Raw genomic sequence first — 17965 nt, 5'->3', positions numbered from 1 at the left:
ATTATGTATAGTTATTATACATATTTTTAATTATGGATGTAAAATTAGAAAAATGGCACCGATGCCAAGTTGATATAGAGGTTCTTAAAGAGCTTTCAAAAAAATCTGACATTAAAGGACTTCAACATGTTTCGGTTTTTTTTGGGTTATTATTAGTAACAGGAATTATGGCCTACATAACTTGGGGTACTTGGTGGTCTGCTTTTTGGTTTTTGGTTTACGGAAATATTTATGGTTTTTCAAATCCATTGTGGCATGAGACAGGTCACAAAACTGCGTTTAAATCAAAATCTTTAAATGAATTTTTTTACTACATCTCTTCTTATCTTTCTAATTTTGAACCACTGAGATGGAGATACACACACTTTGTTCATCATGGAAATACATATTCAACAGAAAATCCGTTTGATCATGAAATTGAATATGGAAATAATTTAAAAGAAACTCCAAAAAATTTAATAATGAATTTAATTCCTTTTATGGAACTTATTTATTTTAAAAAAAGCATTGCATATGAAATTATTCAACATGCATTTGGTGTAAAAACAAAAGTAATGCAAGACTGCATTCCTGAAAACGCTCAATCAAAAGTTATTTTTAATTCTAGAGTTTTTGTTGCAATTTGGATTTCAATTATTTTATGGTCTTTAATTGCATCATCTTGGTTACCTGTTTTATTTTTTTTATTACCAAAATTTTATGGAAGAACTTTACACAAACTGGTTTCTTTTACACAACATGCTGGTTTAGCAAGAAATATTAAAGATCACAGATACACAACTAGAGAAATGTATTTAAATCCTATTTTAAGCTTTTTATATTGGAAAATGGAATATCATGTAACACATCATATGTTTCCAACAGTTCCATCTTATAATTTAGATAAACTTCATCATCATATTAAAGATCAGTTACCAAGAACAAATGATGGTTTAATTGATGCCTACAAAGAAATTTTACCAGCTATAATGAAACAAACAGAAGACACTAGCTACTTTTTTAAGAAGGAAGTACCAGAACCTCAGAACGTATAAATCTTGTTAAGTATGTTTTTACTTACTTGCTCATTTTAGATAAAAACCTATATATAACGCATGACAAAAATAACTTACCACACACACGATAGCAAAATTCACACTATTGATGTTCAAAATGGATTAACGGTGATGGAAGGTGCAGTTCAAAACGATATTCCAGGAATTGATGCAGATTGTGGAGGTGGAATGGCATGTGCTACTTGTCATGTATATGTTAAAGAAGATTGGTTAGATAAACTTCCAGCAAAAGAAGATGGCGAAGAAGATATGTTGGATATGGCATATGAACCAAAACAAAATAGTAGATTAAGTTGCCAATTAATAGTTTCAGACGAATTAGATGGATTAGAAGTTAATATTCCAGAAAAGCAAGCTTAGATGAATAAAAAAGATGTATTAATTATTGGAGCAGGACCAACGGGTTTGTTCTGTGCTCATCAACTTGGAATTATAGGACTTCAGTGTGAAATCGTAGATAATCTAGATAAAGCAGGTGGACAGTGTATCGAACTTTATCCTGATAAACCTATTTATGATATTCCAGCTGTACCAGAATGCACTGGAGAAGAATTAACAAATAATCTCCTACAACAAATAAAACCTTTTAATGTGAAATTTCATTTAAATGAAAGAGTGGAAGAACTCAAAAAAATTGAAAATCGTTGGCATGTTAAAACGAGTGGAAATCAAGAGTTTGATGTAGCCGCAATTATTATTGCTGGTGGAGTTGGATCTTTTGAGCCAAGAAAATTTCCAGTTAAAGAATGTGAAAAATTTGAAGGATCATCATTATTTTATTCAATTAAAGATAAAACAATTTTTAAAGACAAAACTATCTCAATTTTTGGCGGAGGAGACTCAGCTCTAGATTGGGCAATTGAATTATCAAATACATCTAAAGTAAATTTAATCCACAGACGTGATGGATTTAGTGGAGCAGAGTCTAGTGTTCAAAAAGTTAAAGAATTAAATGATCATGGAAAATTAAATTTATACACCAAATATCAAATGGACTCTATTAGCAGCGATAACCAAAGTACTTCAGTAAAAATAAAACATGATGAAGGAGAAATTAAAGAATTACAATCTGATTATGTTCTTGGTTTTTTTGGTTTAATTATGCAGCTAGGTCCCATTTTAAATTGGGGATTAAACATCAATAAAAAAACAGTTGAAGTAAACACTGAAAACTTCGAGACTAATGTTGATGGTATATTTGCAATTGGTGATATTTGTTCTTATCCAGGTAAATTAAAATTAATCCTTTCAGGTTTTCATGAGGGAGCTCTTGCTGCAAGAGGTTGTTTTAAGTACGCAAGACCAGATGAAAAATTAAGATTTGAATTCACTACTACATCAAAGGCTGCTCAAGAGAGACTTGGTGTAAAAAAATGATAGAATTATTTTCTGCTAATACTCCAAATGGTTGGAAGATTGGTATTATGCTGGAAGAAATTGGTTATCAGTATAAAGTAACTAAAATTGATATAGGAAATGATGAACAATTTAATCCAGATTTTTTAAAGATAAGTCCATTTGGCAAAATTCCTGTAATTACTGATCATGAAAATAATAAAAGTATTTTCGAATCTGGTGCAATATTGATGTACCTAGGTGAAAAAAGTGGAAAGTTTTATAACGAAAAAGATCGATTAGTGATTAATCAATGGTTAATGGCACAAATGGGAACTATTGGTCCCATGATTGGTCAGCACCATCAGTTTCATCATTATAATCCTGGAAAAAGTGAATTTGGTGAACAAAGATATTTTAAAATTGCTAAAAGAATTTATGGAGAATTAGATACAAGACTAAAAGTATCTAAGTTTTTAGCAGGAGATAATTACACTATAGCTGATATTGCAACATGGCCATGGTTAGCAAGACATGAATGGCATGATATTGGATTAAAAAATTATCAAAACTTATCTAGATGGTATCAAGAAATTTCTGAGCGTGAGGCTGTTATAAAAGGATATGCCTTTATGGATAAAGAGGCAAAAATTCCAAAGATTTAATTAATCATCCACATGAACTTTTTCTTCTTTTTCATGCTTTTCTTGTGCAGCGATAGTGTATTTAGCAACAGGTCTTGCCATTAATCTTTTTAAACCAATTGGTTCAGCTGTATCTAAACAATACCCATAAGTATCGTCCATAATTCTTCTTAAAGCTTTATCGATTTCAGAAATTAATTTAATTTGTCTGTTAATTGCTTTCATCTCTACATTTTTATCGATGTATGAACTTGCCTGATCCACAAGATCTGCTGAAATATTGTTGTCATCCATACTTCCATTGTATAGCGCTTCATTGTTTGATTTAATTAATTCTTTCTTCCATTCATTTAATCTCATTCTAAAAAATACTTTATGTTTTTCACACATATATTTTTCAGTTTCTTTTGGAACGTAAGTTTTTGAAATTTTTATAGGAACTTTTTTAGCTGGAGAAGCCGTAGTTTTCTTAGGCTTACTTGCAACTTTTGCTTTTGGTTTAGAAACTTTTTTCTTTGCTTTAGCAGTCTTTGGCATAGCGTAATTTTGAATGGTCGGAGTATATTCAGCAAAATAGGGGTGTCAAGCAAGCTGAATTGTTATAAATATTTAATTAATGACCATTAATAACAAAAATATAGATAATCTTTTTTATATTTTTGCGACATCCCATCTAATTTTCTGGACCTTGATTCCAACACTTACAAATCACAATTTACCCTTAGATACAATTGAAGCTTTAGCTTGGGGAAGCAATTTAGATTGGGGTTTTAATAAGCATCCTCCTATGAGCGCTTTTTTTCCAGAAGTTTTTTTTAAAATTTTTGGTTCACAGGATTGGGCTTATTATTTACTAAGTCAAATTTTTGTAATTATTTCATTTTATTATGTTTTCAAACTTTCTAACGAAATACTGAAAAACAAACTGTTTGCTTTAATTTCAGTTTTGTCAATTGAAACAATTTATTTTTATAATTTTACTACACCTGAGTTTAACGTAAATGTATGTCAGTTACCTTTTTGGTCATTAACAGCATATTATTCTTGGAAAATTTATAGTGGGAAAAATATTAAATTTTGGGATTGCTTTTTAATAGGTTTGTTTGGTGCATTTGGATTTTTATCGAAATATTTATTCATTTACTTATTAGTATCTATCGCACTTTTCTTTATTTATTTAATTGTAAAAAAAGAAAGAAAGTTTGATTTTAAATATTTAATAACAATCGAAGTTTTTATAGTTGTTTTAGTTCCTCACTTAATTTGGCTTAATAATAATGAATTCATTACAATTACTTATGGACTTGCAAGAACTGGTTTAGAGCAATCAAGTTTAATTGATCACATCAAATTTCCTTTATTATTTTTAGGAAAACAAATAGGTATATTAATTCCATTTATAATTTTGACTTTGTTATTGGTCAAAAAACTTAAATTCAAATTAAATTTCAAAGATAAAAATTTATTATTTTTGTTAGCAATAAATATCTTGCCAATTGCTCTGATGTTTTTAACTTCATTGATAACAGGTTCAAAAATTCGAACAATGTGGATGACACCATTTTATTTATTTTTTGGAACATTAATTGTTTATTTATTTCAATCTCAAATAAATTTGAAAAAATTAAAACCATTTATGGTTGGATTTTTGTTTTTTTTCTTTTTATCACCTGTTCTGTATGCTTATGTTTCTTTGTCAAAAGATGATAAGAGAACAGATTATCCGGGTAAAGGAATTGCAATGAAAACTCAATATGCATGGGACCAACAATTTAGTTCTAAGATCAATGTTGTTTTTGGAGACGAGTGGAATGCAGGTAATTTATCTTATCATTTAAAATCTAGACCAGTTTGGGAAGGTATAGTTGAAAGAGAGAAGCTTGATCAATTGAAAGATTATATGTGTCTTGATAGTATCTGTGTTGGATCAAGATAATCTATGAAATATGTCATTTTAGTACCCGTTTATAATGACCGCGAGTCTTTGAAGTTATTGATAGAAAATATTAATCATGAAATAAAAGATTTAAATTCTGAAATATCATTAGTTGTTATTAACGATGCCTCTTCACAGCAAATTATTGATGAATATCCTAATATTGAAAACATTCACTCAATTGAAATCATCAATATGAAAGAAAACCGAGGTCATGCTAGATGTATTGCCTCTGGATTAAAATATATCTATGAGAAAAAGGAATTTGATTATGTCATTCCTATGGATGGTGATGGAGAAGATAGACCTGAAGAAATTAAAAACTTTATTGAATTATCAAAAGAAGCTGGAGATAGATCCATAATTGGTGAAAGGATTAAAAGATCAGAAAGTATGTTCTTTAAATTATGCTACCAATTTCACAAATTTTTAACTTTAGCATTTACCGGACAATCAATTAAATTTGGTAATTTTACTTGTCTTTCAAAAGCAACTGTTAAAAAAATGTTAGATGAAAAATCTACTTGGAATAGTTTTTCAGGATCATTAAAAAAAATAGAAAAAGATTTAATTTCTACTCCATCAATTAGAGGAAAAAGATATTTTGGTCCATCTCAGATGAGTTTTTTTAATTTGTTAAAACATTCTCTTTCAATCATAAGCGTATTTAGAAAAACAGTTTTAATTCGTTCAGCTTTATTTATTATTTTTTATATTTTGTTAATCAAAAGTAATGCGTCAATTGTTACCTCATTACCTTTAGTTTTGTTATTAATAATGATTTATTCAATTTCTAGTTTAGCTTTAAGAGAAAATATTGAAGAATTTAATAATTCCTTAACAAACATTCACGATATTGATAAAATAAAGTAATTTATTTATAACGTTATTAATGAAAAACTTTTTTAGAAAAGTTGCTTTTGGAATAGGACCCAATGAAGAAGTTCCTTCAGATCCATTAAATTGGGCATTAAATCAGGTAGATGAAATTCCAGAATTTTCATGGAACGGAAAAATTCTTTCAGAAAAAGAACTTAGAGGTCATTATAGAGATTGGGTTTATGGAGACAGGAAAGTATTAAGAATAAAATATAAAGATAATAAAAATCTATATAAAACTCATAAAGATCAATTGAGACATGATACAGGACAGAAGTTTTGGGAATCTTTAGATATTTCCATAAGACACAACGAGGCAATTAATGGTAGCAATCCAGTCCTGACAAAACTATGGATGTTTTGGGGTAACTTCTTTGCTATCAGTGAAAAAGATTTTTTAGCAAATTATTCAACAGGTCCTTATCAAAGAGAAATTATTTGGCCGAACTTAAACCAGTCTTTTGAAAAAATGGTTTATGATGTAACTCTTTCTTGGGCAATGATACACCACTTAGATAACAGTGAAAGTGCAGGTCCAAAAAGTGTTACTGCTAGTGAAGATTGGAGAAGAAGAAAGAAGGAACCAGCAACAATTAATGAAAATCATGCGAGAGAACTTATGGAACTTCATACAGTTTCCCCTAAAGCTGGTTACACTCAGGAAGATGTCATTCAATTAGCTTATATTATGACAGGTTGGCAACAGAGGTGGAGTAAAAAAAAATTAGAGACAGCAAATGTTTGGTTTAATTCTGAATATCATCAACGAGGCAAAAAAAATGTTTTAGGCAAAGAATATAAAAAAGGTAAAAAAGCATTAGCTGCTGTAATTAAAGATTTAGTAAATCATCCTAACTGTAGAGATTTTGTTGCTGAAAGACTGTGTAGATATTTAATAACAGACGAGCCAACAAAAGAGATGAAGCAGCCAATAATTGATGCATTTAAAAAATCAGATGGACATATTCCTGAAATACATAAAGCAGCTATAAAGGTTGCCTTTGAATATAATGATAAATATAAAAAATTTCAGACCCCTGAAAATTGGTTGATTCAAGTTGCAAAAATTGGAGATTTGCAATGGCCACCATCACCAGAATTAATGGACTCTTATGAATTAGGCACCAAACCAACAAGAAAACAAAGAATGCCAGAAAGATTATTAAACAATCTTGGTCATCATCCATATAGAGCAAAACAACCTAATGGATGGTCAGATCACTCAGATGACTGGATGTCTCCAGAATTATTAATTAGAAGGTTGGTGTTTGCTGATAGGAGTTACTCATTTACCAAGCCTGAAAATGATAATAATGATTTTTATTATAATATAGTTAACAAAAACTTTGATAATCCTGACAAAATTCTAGACTATATGTACAAAAATATGGTTCACAGAAAAAGTGAGAGAAATGTTTTATTATTCAACCACCCGGAGTTTTTAAAAGCATGAAGATAAATAGACGAGATTTTTTAAAAGCAACTGCTCTAACTTCTTTATATTTTGCAGGTTTTGGTTCACCAACATTAGCAAATAATGCTTCTAAAAAAAATTTGGTAGTCATTATGTTGCGTGGTGGTATGGATGGATTATGCGCATTACCAATTAAAGGGGATAAAAATTTTGAAAAACTTAGAAGTAAAATAAATCTTGATAGAACTTTACAGCTAACAAGTGACTTTGATTTACATCCAGCTCTTGAAACATTTAAACAATTGTATGATCAAAATTTAGGAGCTGCAGTGCACGCAACAAATATTCCATATACTGGAAGATCACATTTTGATGGTCAAAATTTAATGGAAACAGGTGGAAAAATTCCATATCAAGAAAAAACGGGATGGCTTGGAAGAGGAATGAATATTGCTGGACTTACGGGAAATGGTTTAGCTCTTGCACTACCAATGCCTTTGTTAATTAGAGGTGTGCCAATGAATAATAATTATTATCCTGTTGGTGATAGATTGCCAAGTAATGCTACATTAGGTTTAATTGAACAAGCTTTCAAAGAATATGATGAAAAACTATTAAGTGAAAATTTAAAAATTGTTATGACAAGAGATTTAAAAAACACAGGAAGCAGAAAAAATTGGTCTCTTGCTGCAAACGCAGGAGAAGAACTTTCAAAATCTAATGGTCCAAGAGTAGCTGTATTTGAAATTGATGGATTTGATACTCATGCTGCGCAAGGAGCAACAAATGGTGCACATGCTGATTGTCTTTCAGATTATGACAGAATATTAAAAGGTCTTAAACAATCTATGTCAAAAGATGCTTTTGATAATACCCTAATTGTTACACTTACAGAATTTGGAAGGACAATAAAACAAAACAGTAGTAATGGAACTGAGCATGGCTATGGTTCTGCAATCTTTTTAGCTGGTGGATTGGTTAAGAAAGCCCAAGTTCATGCTGATTGGCCTGGCTTAAAGAAAAAAGAATTATTTGAAGGAAGAGATTTAAATTCAACAATTGATGCAAGATCAGTATATGCATCTGCTATGTCTACAGTGTTTGATGTTGAGTTTGAAAGAATTCAAAAAGATGTTTTCTGGGGTGATAAATTAGACAACTTATCCGATAAGCTTTTTAAAGCTTAATAAATTACTCTTAGATTTTTTTAATTAAAATGTATATAGGCACGCTCATGCCTGAAAAAAAATTAAATAATGAATTACTTGGTATCGTTTACATGGTTATTGCGCAATTTTCTTTTGCAACCAATGATGCATTAGTTAAACATATTTACCAAAGCTTTGATGAATTGGCAGTTTTAAATCAGATTATTTTTTTAAGAGGAATTTGTTGTCTAATATTTATAGGAATATTTTTAAGTATTAAAAACCAATTTAATTTAAGAATAATATTTTCTTCTAACAAACTAACTATAAGAGGAATTTTAGAAGCATTAGCTGCTGTTGGGTTTTTTATAGGGGTTGCAAAATTACCTTTTGCAATGGTTTATATTTTATTGAGTTTGGCCCCAATAATAATGACAACTTTTGGAGCATTATTTTTAAATGAAAAAGTTAGATGGAAAAGATGGAGCGCAGTTATAATAGGTTTTACAGGTGTTGTAATAGTCATTAATCCAGCTGAATTAAAATTTGGTTATTACTTTATATTTCCACTTCTTTCTGCAATCTTTTTATCAATAAGAGATTTGGTAACTAAAAATATAAAAACTGGACACAATAGTCTTCAAATAGCGTTTATTACTTGTTTGGTAGTTACAATATTTTTTGGAGTTCTTTCTGTTTATAAATTTTATTCATTTAACTTAGAACAAAGTATTATCTTAATTATTTCGGCTTTCTTTTTATCTTTTGGTTATATTTTCTCAGTACTAACAATTAAAGCTGCATTAGTTTCTGTTACATCAACTTTTAGATACACAGCAATACTTTGGGGAATTTTATATGGATACTTCTTTTTCAATGAGACACCAGAATATAATACTTATCTAGGTGCTGTAATGATTGTTATAAGTGGACTTATAATTATAATGAGACAGAAGCAATTAGGTAAAATTAAATAAAAATTATCTGAAACTAATCCTTAAAACTTATCCACAGGGTCTATTTTGAATTGAAATAGTATCTAAGAAATAATAGCATTTTGATTTATGAGAATAGAAGAAGAGCTTAAGCTAGATTACTCTGATGTCTTATTTAGACCTAAGAGAAGTACATTAAAAAGTCGAAAAGACGTTAATCTTCTTAGAACCTACAGATTTAAATATAGTAAAAACGAGTGGTCAGGTATTCCTATTATGGCAGCCAACATGGATGGTGTTGGTGAATTAAGTATAGCTGAAAAATTAAATGATCATCAAATGATTACATGTTTAACAAAGCAACATGATGTAAAAAAAATAAAACAAAATAAAAATATTAAAAAAATCTATCCAAACATTGCACTTAGTGTTGGTATTAAAAAAGAGGACTTTCAAAACTTAGATAAGGTTTTAAAGGAATTTAGTTTTTTCAAATTTATTTGTATTGATGTAGCAAATGGTTACTCAGAGCATTTCACAAACTTTATCAAATCAGTGAGAGAAAAATACCCAACCAAAACTATTATTGCAGGAAATGTTGTTACTGCAGATATGACCCAAGAATTAGTTCTTAGTGGCGCAGATATTGTAAAAGTTGGGATAGGACCTGGAAGTGTTTGTACAACTAGAATTCAAACTGGAGTAGGGTATCCACAATTAAGTGCTGTAATAGAATGTGCAGATGCAGCTCATGGATTAGGCGCACATGTCATTGCAGATGGAGGATGTACTTGTCCTGGTGATGTTGCAAAAGGTTTTGGAGGTGGTGCAGATTTTGTAATGTTAGGTGGAATGTTGGCAGGTCATGATGAAGGAAAAGGAAAAATAGTAAAAGTAAATGGATCTAAATATATTGAATTTTATGGATCAAGCTCAGAAGTAGCTAATAAAAAGCATTATGGTGGATTAGCAGATTACAGAAGCAGTGAAGGAAGAAAAGTTAGAGTTAAATATAGAGGCAAAATAAACGATACTGTTTTAAATATTCTAGGTGGCGTTAGAAGTAGTTGTACTTATGTAGGTGCACCATCACTTAAACAATTAAGTAAATGTACAACTTTTGTAAGAGTATCTAATCAATTTAATGATACTTTTGTAAAATAGATTTAATATTTAAAAATTAATATAAAATATTCAAAATGAAAAAAATTTTAGTTGTTTTTGTTTTGCTAATTTTAACTAACACTAGTTATTCAAAAAATTTAAATAGCTATAATGATCTTGATTTAACCTCAAAACCAAAAAAAGTTTTATCTAAAAGTAAAACTAAAGCTCTGTGGAACGTCCATAAAAAAGCAAAGGAATGTTTTGAACACCCAACCTATGGTGAAGGTTTTGGTTATAAACTAACAAAACAAAAAGAAGACTATTTCATTAAAAATGAATGGATTACTCCATTTTACAAATTGTCTGATGAAGATAAACATAAGATAGGCTTAATTAGAGCACCAAAGCCCCTAGAAATAATAAAATTAGATGAAAATTATGGTGAAGAAGTAGCAGAAGCTAATTTTGCAATGAAGTATTTTCAAGAGGCAGCATATGTAGGAAGAGCTGGCAATAAAGAAGAAAACATCGATAAAATCAAAACAGTTTTATTAGATTGGGCAAAAAAAGATGCTTTGAGAAAAGGTATTAATGTTTCGTGGGGAAAAAAACCTGTCGATTGGCAAATGATGGTTTTAATAAATTCAATCTTAACAACAACAGCTGTTATTGCTGATAAGCTAGATACAGAAGAGAGAAGAATTTTAGGACCTTGGTTAAATAATTTAGTAAAGAAAGTTGCAAAAAGTAGATGGAAGGATAGGCAAGATAATAAAGCTTATTTAACTTCCTATATTACTATGATTTGGGGATTGATGATCAATGACTTGAAAGCAATCCAACATTCGATTGATGTTGTTAAGCTTGCCGTTAATGATATGAGACCAGACGGTAGTTTTCCTATTGATACTCAAAGAAGCGGCATGGGTTTAAAATATAATTCTGATAGCTATGGATATCTCTTAATGATGGCATCCTTATTAAAAGATGCAACAGGTAAAGATTTATTTAATTATGAAGTTGATGGCAGAAGTTTACACAATGGAGCAGATTTTGTAATTCAGGGGATAATGGATCCATCAAAAACAAATCAAAAATATGCAATTTCATGTCCAGGAGCAGGTGATCGATGGGGTTCTATTGAAAAACCCTCAACAAGTTTTGTAAAATCCTCAACTTATTTGATGGTTTATGTAAGTAAATTTCCAGATTATAAAAATTCAGACATTGTTGTTAAAAAATACAACGAAACTTATAACAACAAATATCTACCTAAGATTAAATCTGAGCCTTCTCGAGTTTTTACATTACATCCAATGCTTATATCAAATTAAGCTCTAATCGTTGGTAAACAATAGAAATCAGCTGTATCAATTTTAGAAGAATATTGTCTTCTCATATTCCACTTTTTATGAACCCCAGCACTTGCAACACTTAAAGTAGATCTTCCATACCGATGATTAGTATTATCAATTGATTTCATTAAACTATTTATCTTTTCATCCTTTTCAGAAGTAAATAAATTTGTTTTATCACTAGCATTAGATAACCCCGTAAGCATCACACCTGCTTTTTGATAACGATAACCATTTTTAAAAATACTCTCCAATATTGAAACTGCAGTTTTAACTGTTTCAATACTGTTGTTTGTTGCAATAGGAAAATCAACTGTCTTTGCATTTGAATAATAACCAAAGTTTCTATGAAAAGGACTTGTTCTTACAAATACAGTGATTGCTTTTGCAACTAAAGATTCTGATCTAATTTTTTCAGATGCATTTAAGCAATAGTTTGCAACTGCTTCTTTTAATTCTTGAAACGTTTCAATTCTCTTTCCAAATGATCTTGAAACCACACAACTCTTTCTTTTGGTAGTAGTTGTTTCTAAATCAATACAAGGAATCCCTCTAAGTTCCATTGCTGTTCTTGAACTTAAAACATTGGAACTTTTCTTAATCCATGTATTAGATTTATTTTTAAGTTGCTTCGCATTATAAATTCCATGCTTTTGATAAAACTTAGTAAGTTGTCTGCCAACACCCCAGACATCATTAATTTCAACTTTTTCTAAAATAGGATCTAAATTATCTATTCCAATTAAACTCGTAACACCTGATTGTTTTTTTTTTGCAATATGATTTGCAACTTTACTTAATGTTTTTGTTTTTGCGATCCCAATACTTGTTGGAATACCAGTCCATTGCAAAACTGTTTCTCTAATTTCTTTTCCAACTTTTTCTACATCTTGATCTTTAAAGTTTGATAAATCTAAAAATGCTTCATCAATTGAATAAACTTCTATTTCAGAATTAAATCTTTTAAGGGTACGCATTACTCTTCTCGATAAATCTCCATATAAAGAATAATTTGATGAAAAAACATTTACATTATTTTTAACAATAATATCTTTTGCTTTAAAGTAAGGTTCTCCCATTTTAATTCCTAAAGCTTTTGCTTCGTTAGATCTTGAAATAATACAGCCATCATTATTAGATAAAACGACAACTGGCTTTTTTCTTATTTTAGGATTGAATAATCTTTCACAAGAAACATAAAAAGAATTGCAATCAACGAGTGCTATTTTTTTAGTATACTGAGTGGATGACATAAGTAACTACTCCCCAAATAAAAACATCTTGTTCTTCATTAATTAAAATTCTGTCAGAAAATTCTTTAGAACCAGAAGTTAAAAATTTTTTGTCTCTTTCTTGAACTAAAGTTTTAACTACAAGTTCATCATGAACATTTGCAATCACAGTTGAAAAGTTTTTTGGTTTTAAACTTTTATCAACGACCAATAAATCTCCATCATTAATACCAACATCAACCATGGATTTACCTTGAACTCTGATGATGAAAGTAGCTGGAACATTTCTTATTAAATGCATGTTCAGATCGATATCTTCTTCGATATAATCTGTTGCAGGAGAAGGAAAACCAGCGCCTGCTTTATGTAGATAATATGGGATTGTTAGTTTCATGTTCTTGTTTTGTTCTACTTTATAGACTATTTATGGAATACACTCAATAGGTTGTATTTTGAGTCTGTAACTGAATCAAAAGTGAATCAAAACGTGAACATCCAATCCACATATTGTGGACTTGTGGATAACTTCAACCATAGATAGTTTAAGTTGGTTATTTAAATATATAAATTCTGAGTTTGATTATGAACATTTTAGATTTTGTTATGGTTGGTTCTAATGATCACCAAAAATCAGGTGACTTTTATGATGCTGTTTTTGAACCTTTGAAATTAAAAAGAATTTTAAAAACAGAAAAGTATTTGGGCTATGCTCATTCAAGTGATCCAGATAAAGTTCAATTTTATGTAACACATCCTGTAAATGGAGAGCCTGCAACTTTTGGAAATGGTTCACAAACTACTTTGTTGGCTGACACCATAGAAGCAGTGGATAAATTTTATGAAGTCGCAATTTCAAAAGGAGCGACAGATGAAGGTAAACCAGGTGTTAGAAAAGATGGAAATTATTATGCATACGTTCGTGATTTAGATGGAAATAAGATTGCAGCAAAAAGTATTTTAACTTAAATTAAGGAGATATATGAAACTAAGTTGTCATTGTGGATCTGTAGAAGCTGAAATTAATTCTACAGTTAATGAATTAGCAAAAATTGTCAGATGTAATTGTTCAATTTGTAAAAGAAAAAATGCAACAATGGGTATGGTTAAAAATGAGGATTTTAAACTTACAAAAGGTGAAGATAAAATAAAACTTTATCAATATCATACAAAAGTTGCTAAACATTATTTTTGCACTGAGTGTGGAATTTACACTCACCACAATCCAAGAAGTGCGCCAGCAATGACTGGATTTAACTTAGGTTGTGTCGATGAAGTTAAAGTTGAAGATGTAAAAGAGATAGCTCAATTTGATGGTTTAAACCATCCAATGGATCAAGAAAAATAAAAGTTTAATGCAATCTACTGCTGAGTGTTTTAAAAAAGTTAAAAGTGATTGTCTAAAATTTATTAAATCACAAGAAACCTCAAAAGAAAAATTTAGTAACAAAGATAAGATGCTAAAATCTTTTCTAATACCAGTGTGTTTTTGGATTGCAAAAAAAGCTAATAATAAAAAACCTTACTTTGTTGGTTTGGCTGGAGGACAAGGGACTGGCAAGACAACTATAAGTTCGATAATAAAAATAATATTAGAAAAATATTTTAAATTAAAAGTATTTAAAATTTCTATTGATGATTTTTATAAAACTAGAAAAGAAAGATCTGCTTTATCTAATAAAGTTCATCCTATGTTAATGACAAGGGGAGTGCCTGGAACACATGATGTAAAAATTATGTTAGACTTCTTTAAAAAATCAAAAAGTAAAAACTTTAAATCAATAAAGTTACCAAGTTTTAATAAGGCAGTCGATGACCGGTCTCCTAAAAAAAATTGGTACAATATTAAAGAGCAGCCAGATGTAATTATATTTGAGGGTTGGTGTGTTGGTGCAAGAGCTGAACTTAATAAAACACTTAAAAAGTCAATTAATTCTCTTGAAAGAACTAAAGATCAAAATCTTACTTGGAGAAAATATGTAAACGAGCAACTAAAGACAAAATATAAAAAACTATATTATCAATTGAATTGTCTGATTTATTTAAAAGCAAAAAACTTCAGTTTGCTTCAGAAATGGAGACTTAAACAAGAGCGTAAGTTGTGGTTAAATACCAAAAATAAATCTAGTCATAAAATAATGAGTAAGGGAGATGTTATTAATTTTATGCAAACTTACCAAAGAATTACACAGAACATGTTTAAATTTGCACCAAAATATTCTACAATTATTTTAAATTTAAATAGCAACCATCAAATTAAGACAATAAAATATAATAAATGAAAAAGTTTTTAATAATTATCTTTTGTGTATTAGTTTTTCCATTAAGTGCATTTTCAGCAACTTTAAAGGAAGCACTTAAACAAACTTTTGATAATAATCTTGAGCTTCAAGCAGAGAGAAAAAATTTAGAAATTCAACAAGAAGTAATCAACATGTCTAGAAGTGATTTGTTACCTAGTTTAACTCTTTCTAGTACAAAAAATTTTGAAGATACCAATAAACTTACCAATCAAAGTGGAGCAGATGCTGCTATCACTGATACTGATACGATGACTTCTTCAATTAAACTTGAACAAACATTGCTTGACGGTAGTGGAAGAAAAACAGAATATGAAAAAAGTAAGTTAGGATTAAATTTAACAGAAGCAAAATTAGTTAAAAAAGAACAAGAGATTTTCTTAAGAGCTATTGAAGCATATACAGGATTAATTTTAGCTTATGAAAAATTAAATATTAATGAAGAAAACGTAAACTTACTTCAAAGACAATTTGAATTAGATAATGCAAGACTAAGTAGGGGACAGATTACAGCATCTGATTTAGCGCAATCCCAATCTTCTCTTGCAGGTGCACAAGCAAGATATATTGAAGCTCAAAATAACATTGTAACTAGTAGATTAAATTATGAAAATGTAATTGGTACTATTGCTGAAGAAGCAAAATTAAAAAAAATATATAATGCACAAGAGACAATCCCTCAAAATTTAAGTGAAGCTAAAAAAATATCTTTAGAGAAAAGTCCAGAGCTAATTATTGCTGAAATAGAATACGGACAATCAGAACTAGATGTAAAAATTGCAAGATCTGATCTTTCACCTACCGCAAAAATTTCATTAGAGAGAACTTACACTGATGACTTAAGTGCAACTTATGATGAAAGAGAAAAAGATGTCTTACAAGCAACTGTTTCATGGCCTTTCCAATTTGGTGGAAAAAATAAATCTAATGTAAGTAAAAATCTTCAAGCCAAGGGAATGAAAAGATTGTTATTAGAAAATGCACAAAAAAACAATACTCAGTCAGTGACATCTTCTTGGTCAACTTTACAATCTTCAAGAAGTTTTTTACAAGCTGTGCAATCACAAGTTAAAGCTTCAGAAGTTGCAACTGAAGGAATTAGCTTTGAATATGAAAGTGGATCTGGAAGATCTACTTTTGATGTTCTTCAATCTAGATCAAACTTAATTAACGCTAAAATCAATCTTGCTGAAGCTGAAAGAAGTTATTTGTTAGCTCAATATAGAGTTTTAAAATCAGTAGGTCTTTTAAACAGCGACTATTTAAATCTTAAGTAATTCAGTCTTTTTTAATCATTAAAAACAAAGATCTTGCCAATGAGAACAAAATGTGTACATTTAATTCATGATTCGACTGTTAAAAAACGTAAAAAAAGAGGCAAAAAATGACGAAAAGTAACCTAAAAGTAGTTAAATCTACTAAAGATCAAGAAATGGATGTTAAAGAAAAGAACAAAGCACTAGATGCTGCAATAGCTCAAATTACAGATAATTTTGGAAAAGGCTCTGTAATGAAGCTTGGCCAAAAGAGAGCTATGGATATTGAGTCTGTTTCAACAGGTTCTTTAAGCCTTGATTTAGCTTTAGGAATAGGCGGATTACCAAAAGGAAGAATTATTGAAGTTTATGGACCAGAGTCGTCTGGAAAAACAACTTTAGCATTACAAGTTGTTGCTGAAGCTCAAAAAGCTGGCGGAATTTGTGCATTTGTTGATGCAGAGCATGCTTTAGATCCAGTTTATGCAAAAAAATTAGGTGTAAATACTGAAGAACTTTTAATTTCACAGCCGGATGCTGGTGAGCAAGCATTAGAAATTGCTGATACGCTAGTAAAATCAGGCTCTATTTCAGTTATCGTAATCGACTCTGTTGCAGCTTTAACGCCAAAAGCTGAGATCGAAGGTGAGATGGGAGACCATCATGTAGGTCTTCAATCAAGATTAATGAGTCAGGCTTTAAGAAAATTAACAAGTTCAATTTCAAACACAAATACAATGATGATTTTCATCAACCAAATCAGAATGAAGATTGGAGTTATGTTTGGAAGTCCTGAAACTACATCAGGTGGTAATGCACTTAAGTTTTATTCATCTGTTAGAATGGATATTAGAAGAATAGGTGCCATCAAAGACAAAGATGAAATTATTGGTAACTCAACAAGAGTGAAGGTAGTTAAAAATAAAGTAGCTCCACCATTTAAAGTAGTTGAATTTGATTTGATGTACGGAAGAGGAATTAGCAAGATGGGTGAATTAGTCGATCTTGGTTCCAAAGCAGATATTATTGAAAAATCAGGAGCATGGTATGCTTATAAAGGAGAAAAGATTGGTCAAGGTAGAGAGAATGCTAAGACTTATCTAGCTCAAAATCCTAAAGTTGCTGCAGAAATAGAAATGGCAATTAGGGAAAAAGCAGGTGTTATTTCTAAAAAAATAGAAGGAAACCCGATAGATCCTGAAAAATTGGAAAAAGAAAAGAAAGTAGCTGAAAAAGAAGAAGAAGCAAAAGCTGAAGCTACTCCTCCATCTAAAAAGAATTAATAGGTCATCTTTATTAATAAAAGGCGCTTAATTTAAGCGCCTTTTTTCCCGTACTGCATCTAGACATAAAATAAAAAAGCTGTATTTTA

Annotated in this window: 19 protein-coding genes; 16 read left to right on the top strand and 3 right to left on the bottom strand. The window is 29.9% G+C overall.

The genetic code is table 11. The features are described 5' to 3' along the window. The first annotated feature begins 32 nt into the window (after positions 1–32). Genes ACTTAS_RS04930 through ACTTAS_RS04915 form a run of 4 tightly spaced genes read left to right on the top strand, consistent with a single transcriptional unit; the run spans position 33 to position 3055 of the window. The gene (locus tag ACTTAS_RS04930) at positions 33–1034 is read left to right on the top strand and encodes a fatty acid desaturase (RefSeq protein WP_440678541.1); all 1002 of its coding nucleotides are present in this window, start codon (positions 33–35) and stop codon (positions 1032–1034) included. Positions 1035–1094: 60 nt separating this feature from the next. Further along, on the top strand, positions 1095–1415 hold the full coding sequence (locus tag ACTTAS_RS04925; protein WP_440678540.1) for a 2Fe-2S iron-sulfur cluster-binding protein: 321 nt from the start codon (positions 1095–1097) through the stop codon (positions 1413–1415). Continuing rightward, positions 1416–2432, top strand: a complete 1017-nt coding sequence (locus ACTTAS_RS04920) for an NAD(P)/FAD-dependent oxidoreductase (protein ID WP_440678539.1) — start codon at positions 1416–1418, stop codon at positions 2430–2432. After that, positions 2429–3055, top strand: coding sequence for a glutathione S-transferase family protein (locus ACTTAS_RS04915; RefSeq protein ID WP_440678538.1), 627 nt, complete (start codon positions 2429–2431; stop codon positions 3053–3055). Before ACTTAS_RS04920 ends, ACTTAS_RS04915 begins: the two co-directional genes overlap by 4 nt. Here ACTTAS_RS04915 and ACTTAS_RS04910 read toward each other — a convergent pair whose 3' ends face one another. Then, complete coding sequence (locus tag ACTTAS_RS04910; protein ID WP_440652863.1) at positions 3056–3571, bottom strand: TraR/DksA family transcriptional regulator; 516 nt, start codon at positions 3569–3571, stop codon at positions 3056–3058. A 79-nt stretch (positions 3572–3650) separates the two neighbouring features. Between ACTTAS_RS04910 and ACTTAS_RS04905 the strand changes: the two genes are divergently transcribed. The 7 genes from ACTTAS_RS04905 to ACTTAS_RS04875 all read left to right on the top strand — a co-directional run bounded on the left by ACTTAS_RS04905 (position 3651) and on the right by ACTTAS_RS04875 (position 11787). Beyond that, positions 3651–4970: a glycosyltransferase family 39 protein gene (locus tag ACTTAS_RS04905; RefSeq protein WP_440678537.1), complete on the top strand. Its 1320-nt coding sequence runs from the start codon at positions 3651–3653 to the stop codon at positions 4968–4970. 3 nt (positions 4971–4973) lie between these two features. Continuing rightward, positions 4974–5843, top strand: coding sequence for a glycosyltransferase family 2 protein (locus ACTTAS_RS04900; RefSeq protein ID WP_440678536.1), 870 nt, complete (start codon positions 4974–4976; stop codon positions 5841–5843). Between the two features lie 19 nt (positions 5844–5862). After that, on the top strand, positions 5863–7302 hold the full coding sequence (locus ACTTAS_RS04895; protein WP_440677801.1) for a DUF1800 family protein: 1440 nt from the start codon (positions 5863–5865) through the stop codon (positions 7300–7302). Continuing rightward, positions 7299–8450, top strand: a complete 1152-nt coding sequence (locus ACTTAS_RS04890; RefSeq protein ID WP_440677802.1) for a DUF1501 domain-containing protein — start codon at positions 7299–7301, stop codon at positions 8448–8450. The genes ACTTAS_RS04895 and ACTTAS_RS04890 overlap by 4 nt, the downstream gene beginning before the upstream one ends. Positions 8451–8497: 47 nt before the next feature. Next, complete coding sequence (locus ACTTAS_RS04885; RefSeq protein ID WP_440677803.1) at positions 8498–9388, top strand: DMT family transporter; 891 nt, start codon at positions 8498–8500, stop codon at positions 9386–9388. A gap of 87 nt (positions 9389–9475) precedes the next feature. Further along, on the top strand, positions 9476–10510 hold the full coding sequence (locus ACTTAS_RS04880; RefSeq protein WP_440613904.1) for a GMP reductase: 1035 nt from the start codon (positions 9476–9478) through the stop codon (positions 10508–10510). A gap of 35 nt (positions 10511–10545) precedes the next feature. After that, the gene (locus ACTTAS_RS04875) at positions 10546–11787 is read left to right on the top strand and encodes an alginate lyase family protein (protein WP_440677804.1); all 1242 of its coding nucleotides are present in this window, start codon (positions 10546–10548) and stop codon (positions 11785–11787) included. Here ACTTAS_RS04875 and ACTTAS_RS04870 read toward each other — a convergent pair. Both ACTTAS_RS04870 and ACTTAS_RS04865 read right to left on the bottom strand, forming a co-directional pair. After that, complete coding sequence (locus ACTTAS_RS04870; RefSeq protein ID WP_440678535.1) at positions 11784–13061, bottom strand: Y-family DNA polymerase; 1278 nt, start codon at positions 13059–13061, stop codon at positions 11784–11786. The two genes, ACTTAS_RS04875 and ACTTAS_RS04870, sit on opposite strands and share 4 nt — an antisense overlap. Beyond that, complete coding sequence (locus ACTTAS_RS04865; protein WP_075506508.1) at positions 13039–13434, bottom strand: LexA family protein; 396 nt, start codon at positions 13432–13434, stop codon at positions 13039–13041. Before ACTTAS_RS04865 ends, ACTTAS_RS04870 begins: the two co-directional genes overlap by 23 nt. A 188-nt stretch (positions 13435–13622) precedes the next feature. On the opposite strand from ACTTAS_RS04865, the gene ACTTAS_RS04860 reads away from it, so the two are divergent. From ACTTAS_RS04860 to recA, 5 genes are all read left to right on the top strand, one after another. Further along, a complete protein-coding gene (locus tag ACTTAS_RS04860; protein WP_440678534.1) occupies positions 13623–14006 on the top strand; it encodes a VOC family protein in 384 nt (127 codons plus the stop codon). Positions 14007–14019: 13 nt separating this feature from the next. Beyond that, entirely contained in the window at positions 14020–14385 is a 366-nt protein-coding gene (locus ACTTAS_RS04855; RefSeq protein ID WP_440678533.1) for a GFA family protein, read from the top strand. A 7-nt stretch (positions 14386–14392) separates the two neighbouring features. Next, the gene (locus ACTTAS_RS04850) at positions 14393–15319 is read left to right on the top strand and encodes a uridine kinase (RefSeq protein ID WP_440678532.1); all 927 of its coding nucleotides are present in this window, start codon (positions 14393–14395) and stop codon (positions 15317–15319) included. Continuing rightward, entirely contained in the window at positions 15316–16614 is a 1299-nt protein-coding gene (locus tag ACTTAS_RS04845; protein ID WP_440678531.1) for a TolC family protein, read from the top strand. The genes ACTTAS_RS04850 and ACTTAS_RS04845 overlap by 4 nt, the downstream gene beginning before the upstream one ends. Positions 16615–16721: 107 nt before the next feature. Further along, positions 16722–17876 carry a recombinase RecA gene (recA, locus tag ACTTAS_RS04840; protein ID WP_440678530.1) on the top strand — a complete coding sequence of 385 codons (1155 nt, stop codon included), beginning with the start codon at positions 16722–16724 and terminating at the stop codon, positions 17874–17876. Positions 17877–17965 lie beyond the last annotated feature (89 nt).

This window comes from Candidatus Pelagibacter sp. HIMB1611 (genome assembly GCF_052047715.1).
GTDB lineage: Bacteria > Pseudomonadota > Alphaproteobacteria > Pelagibacterales > Pelagibacteraceae > Pelagibacter.
This window is presented reverse-complemented; position numbering and strand designations above follow the sequence as displayed.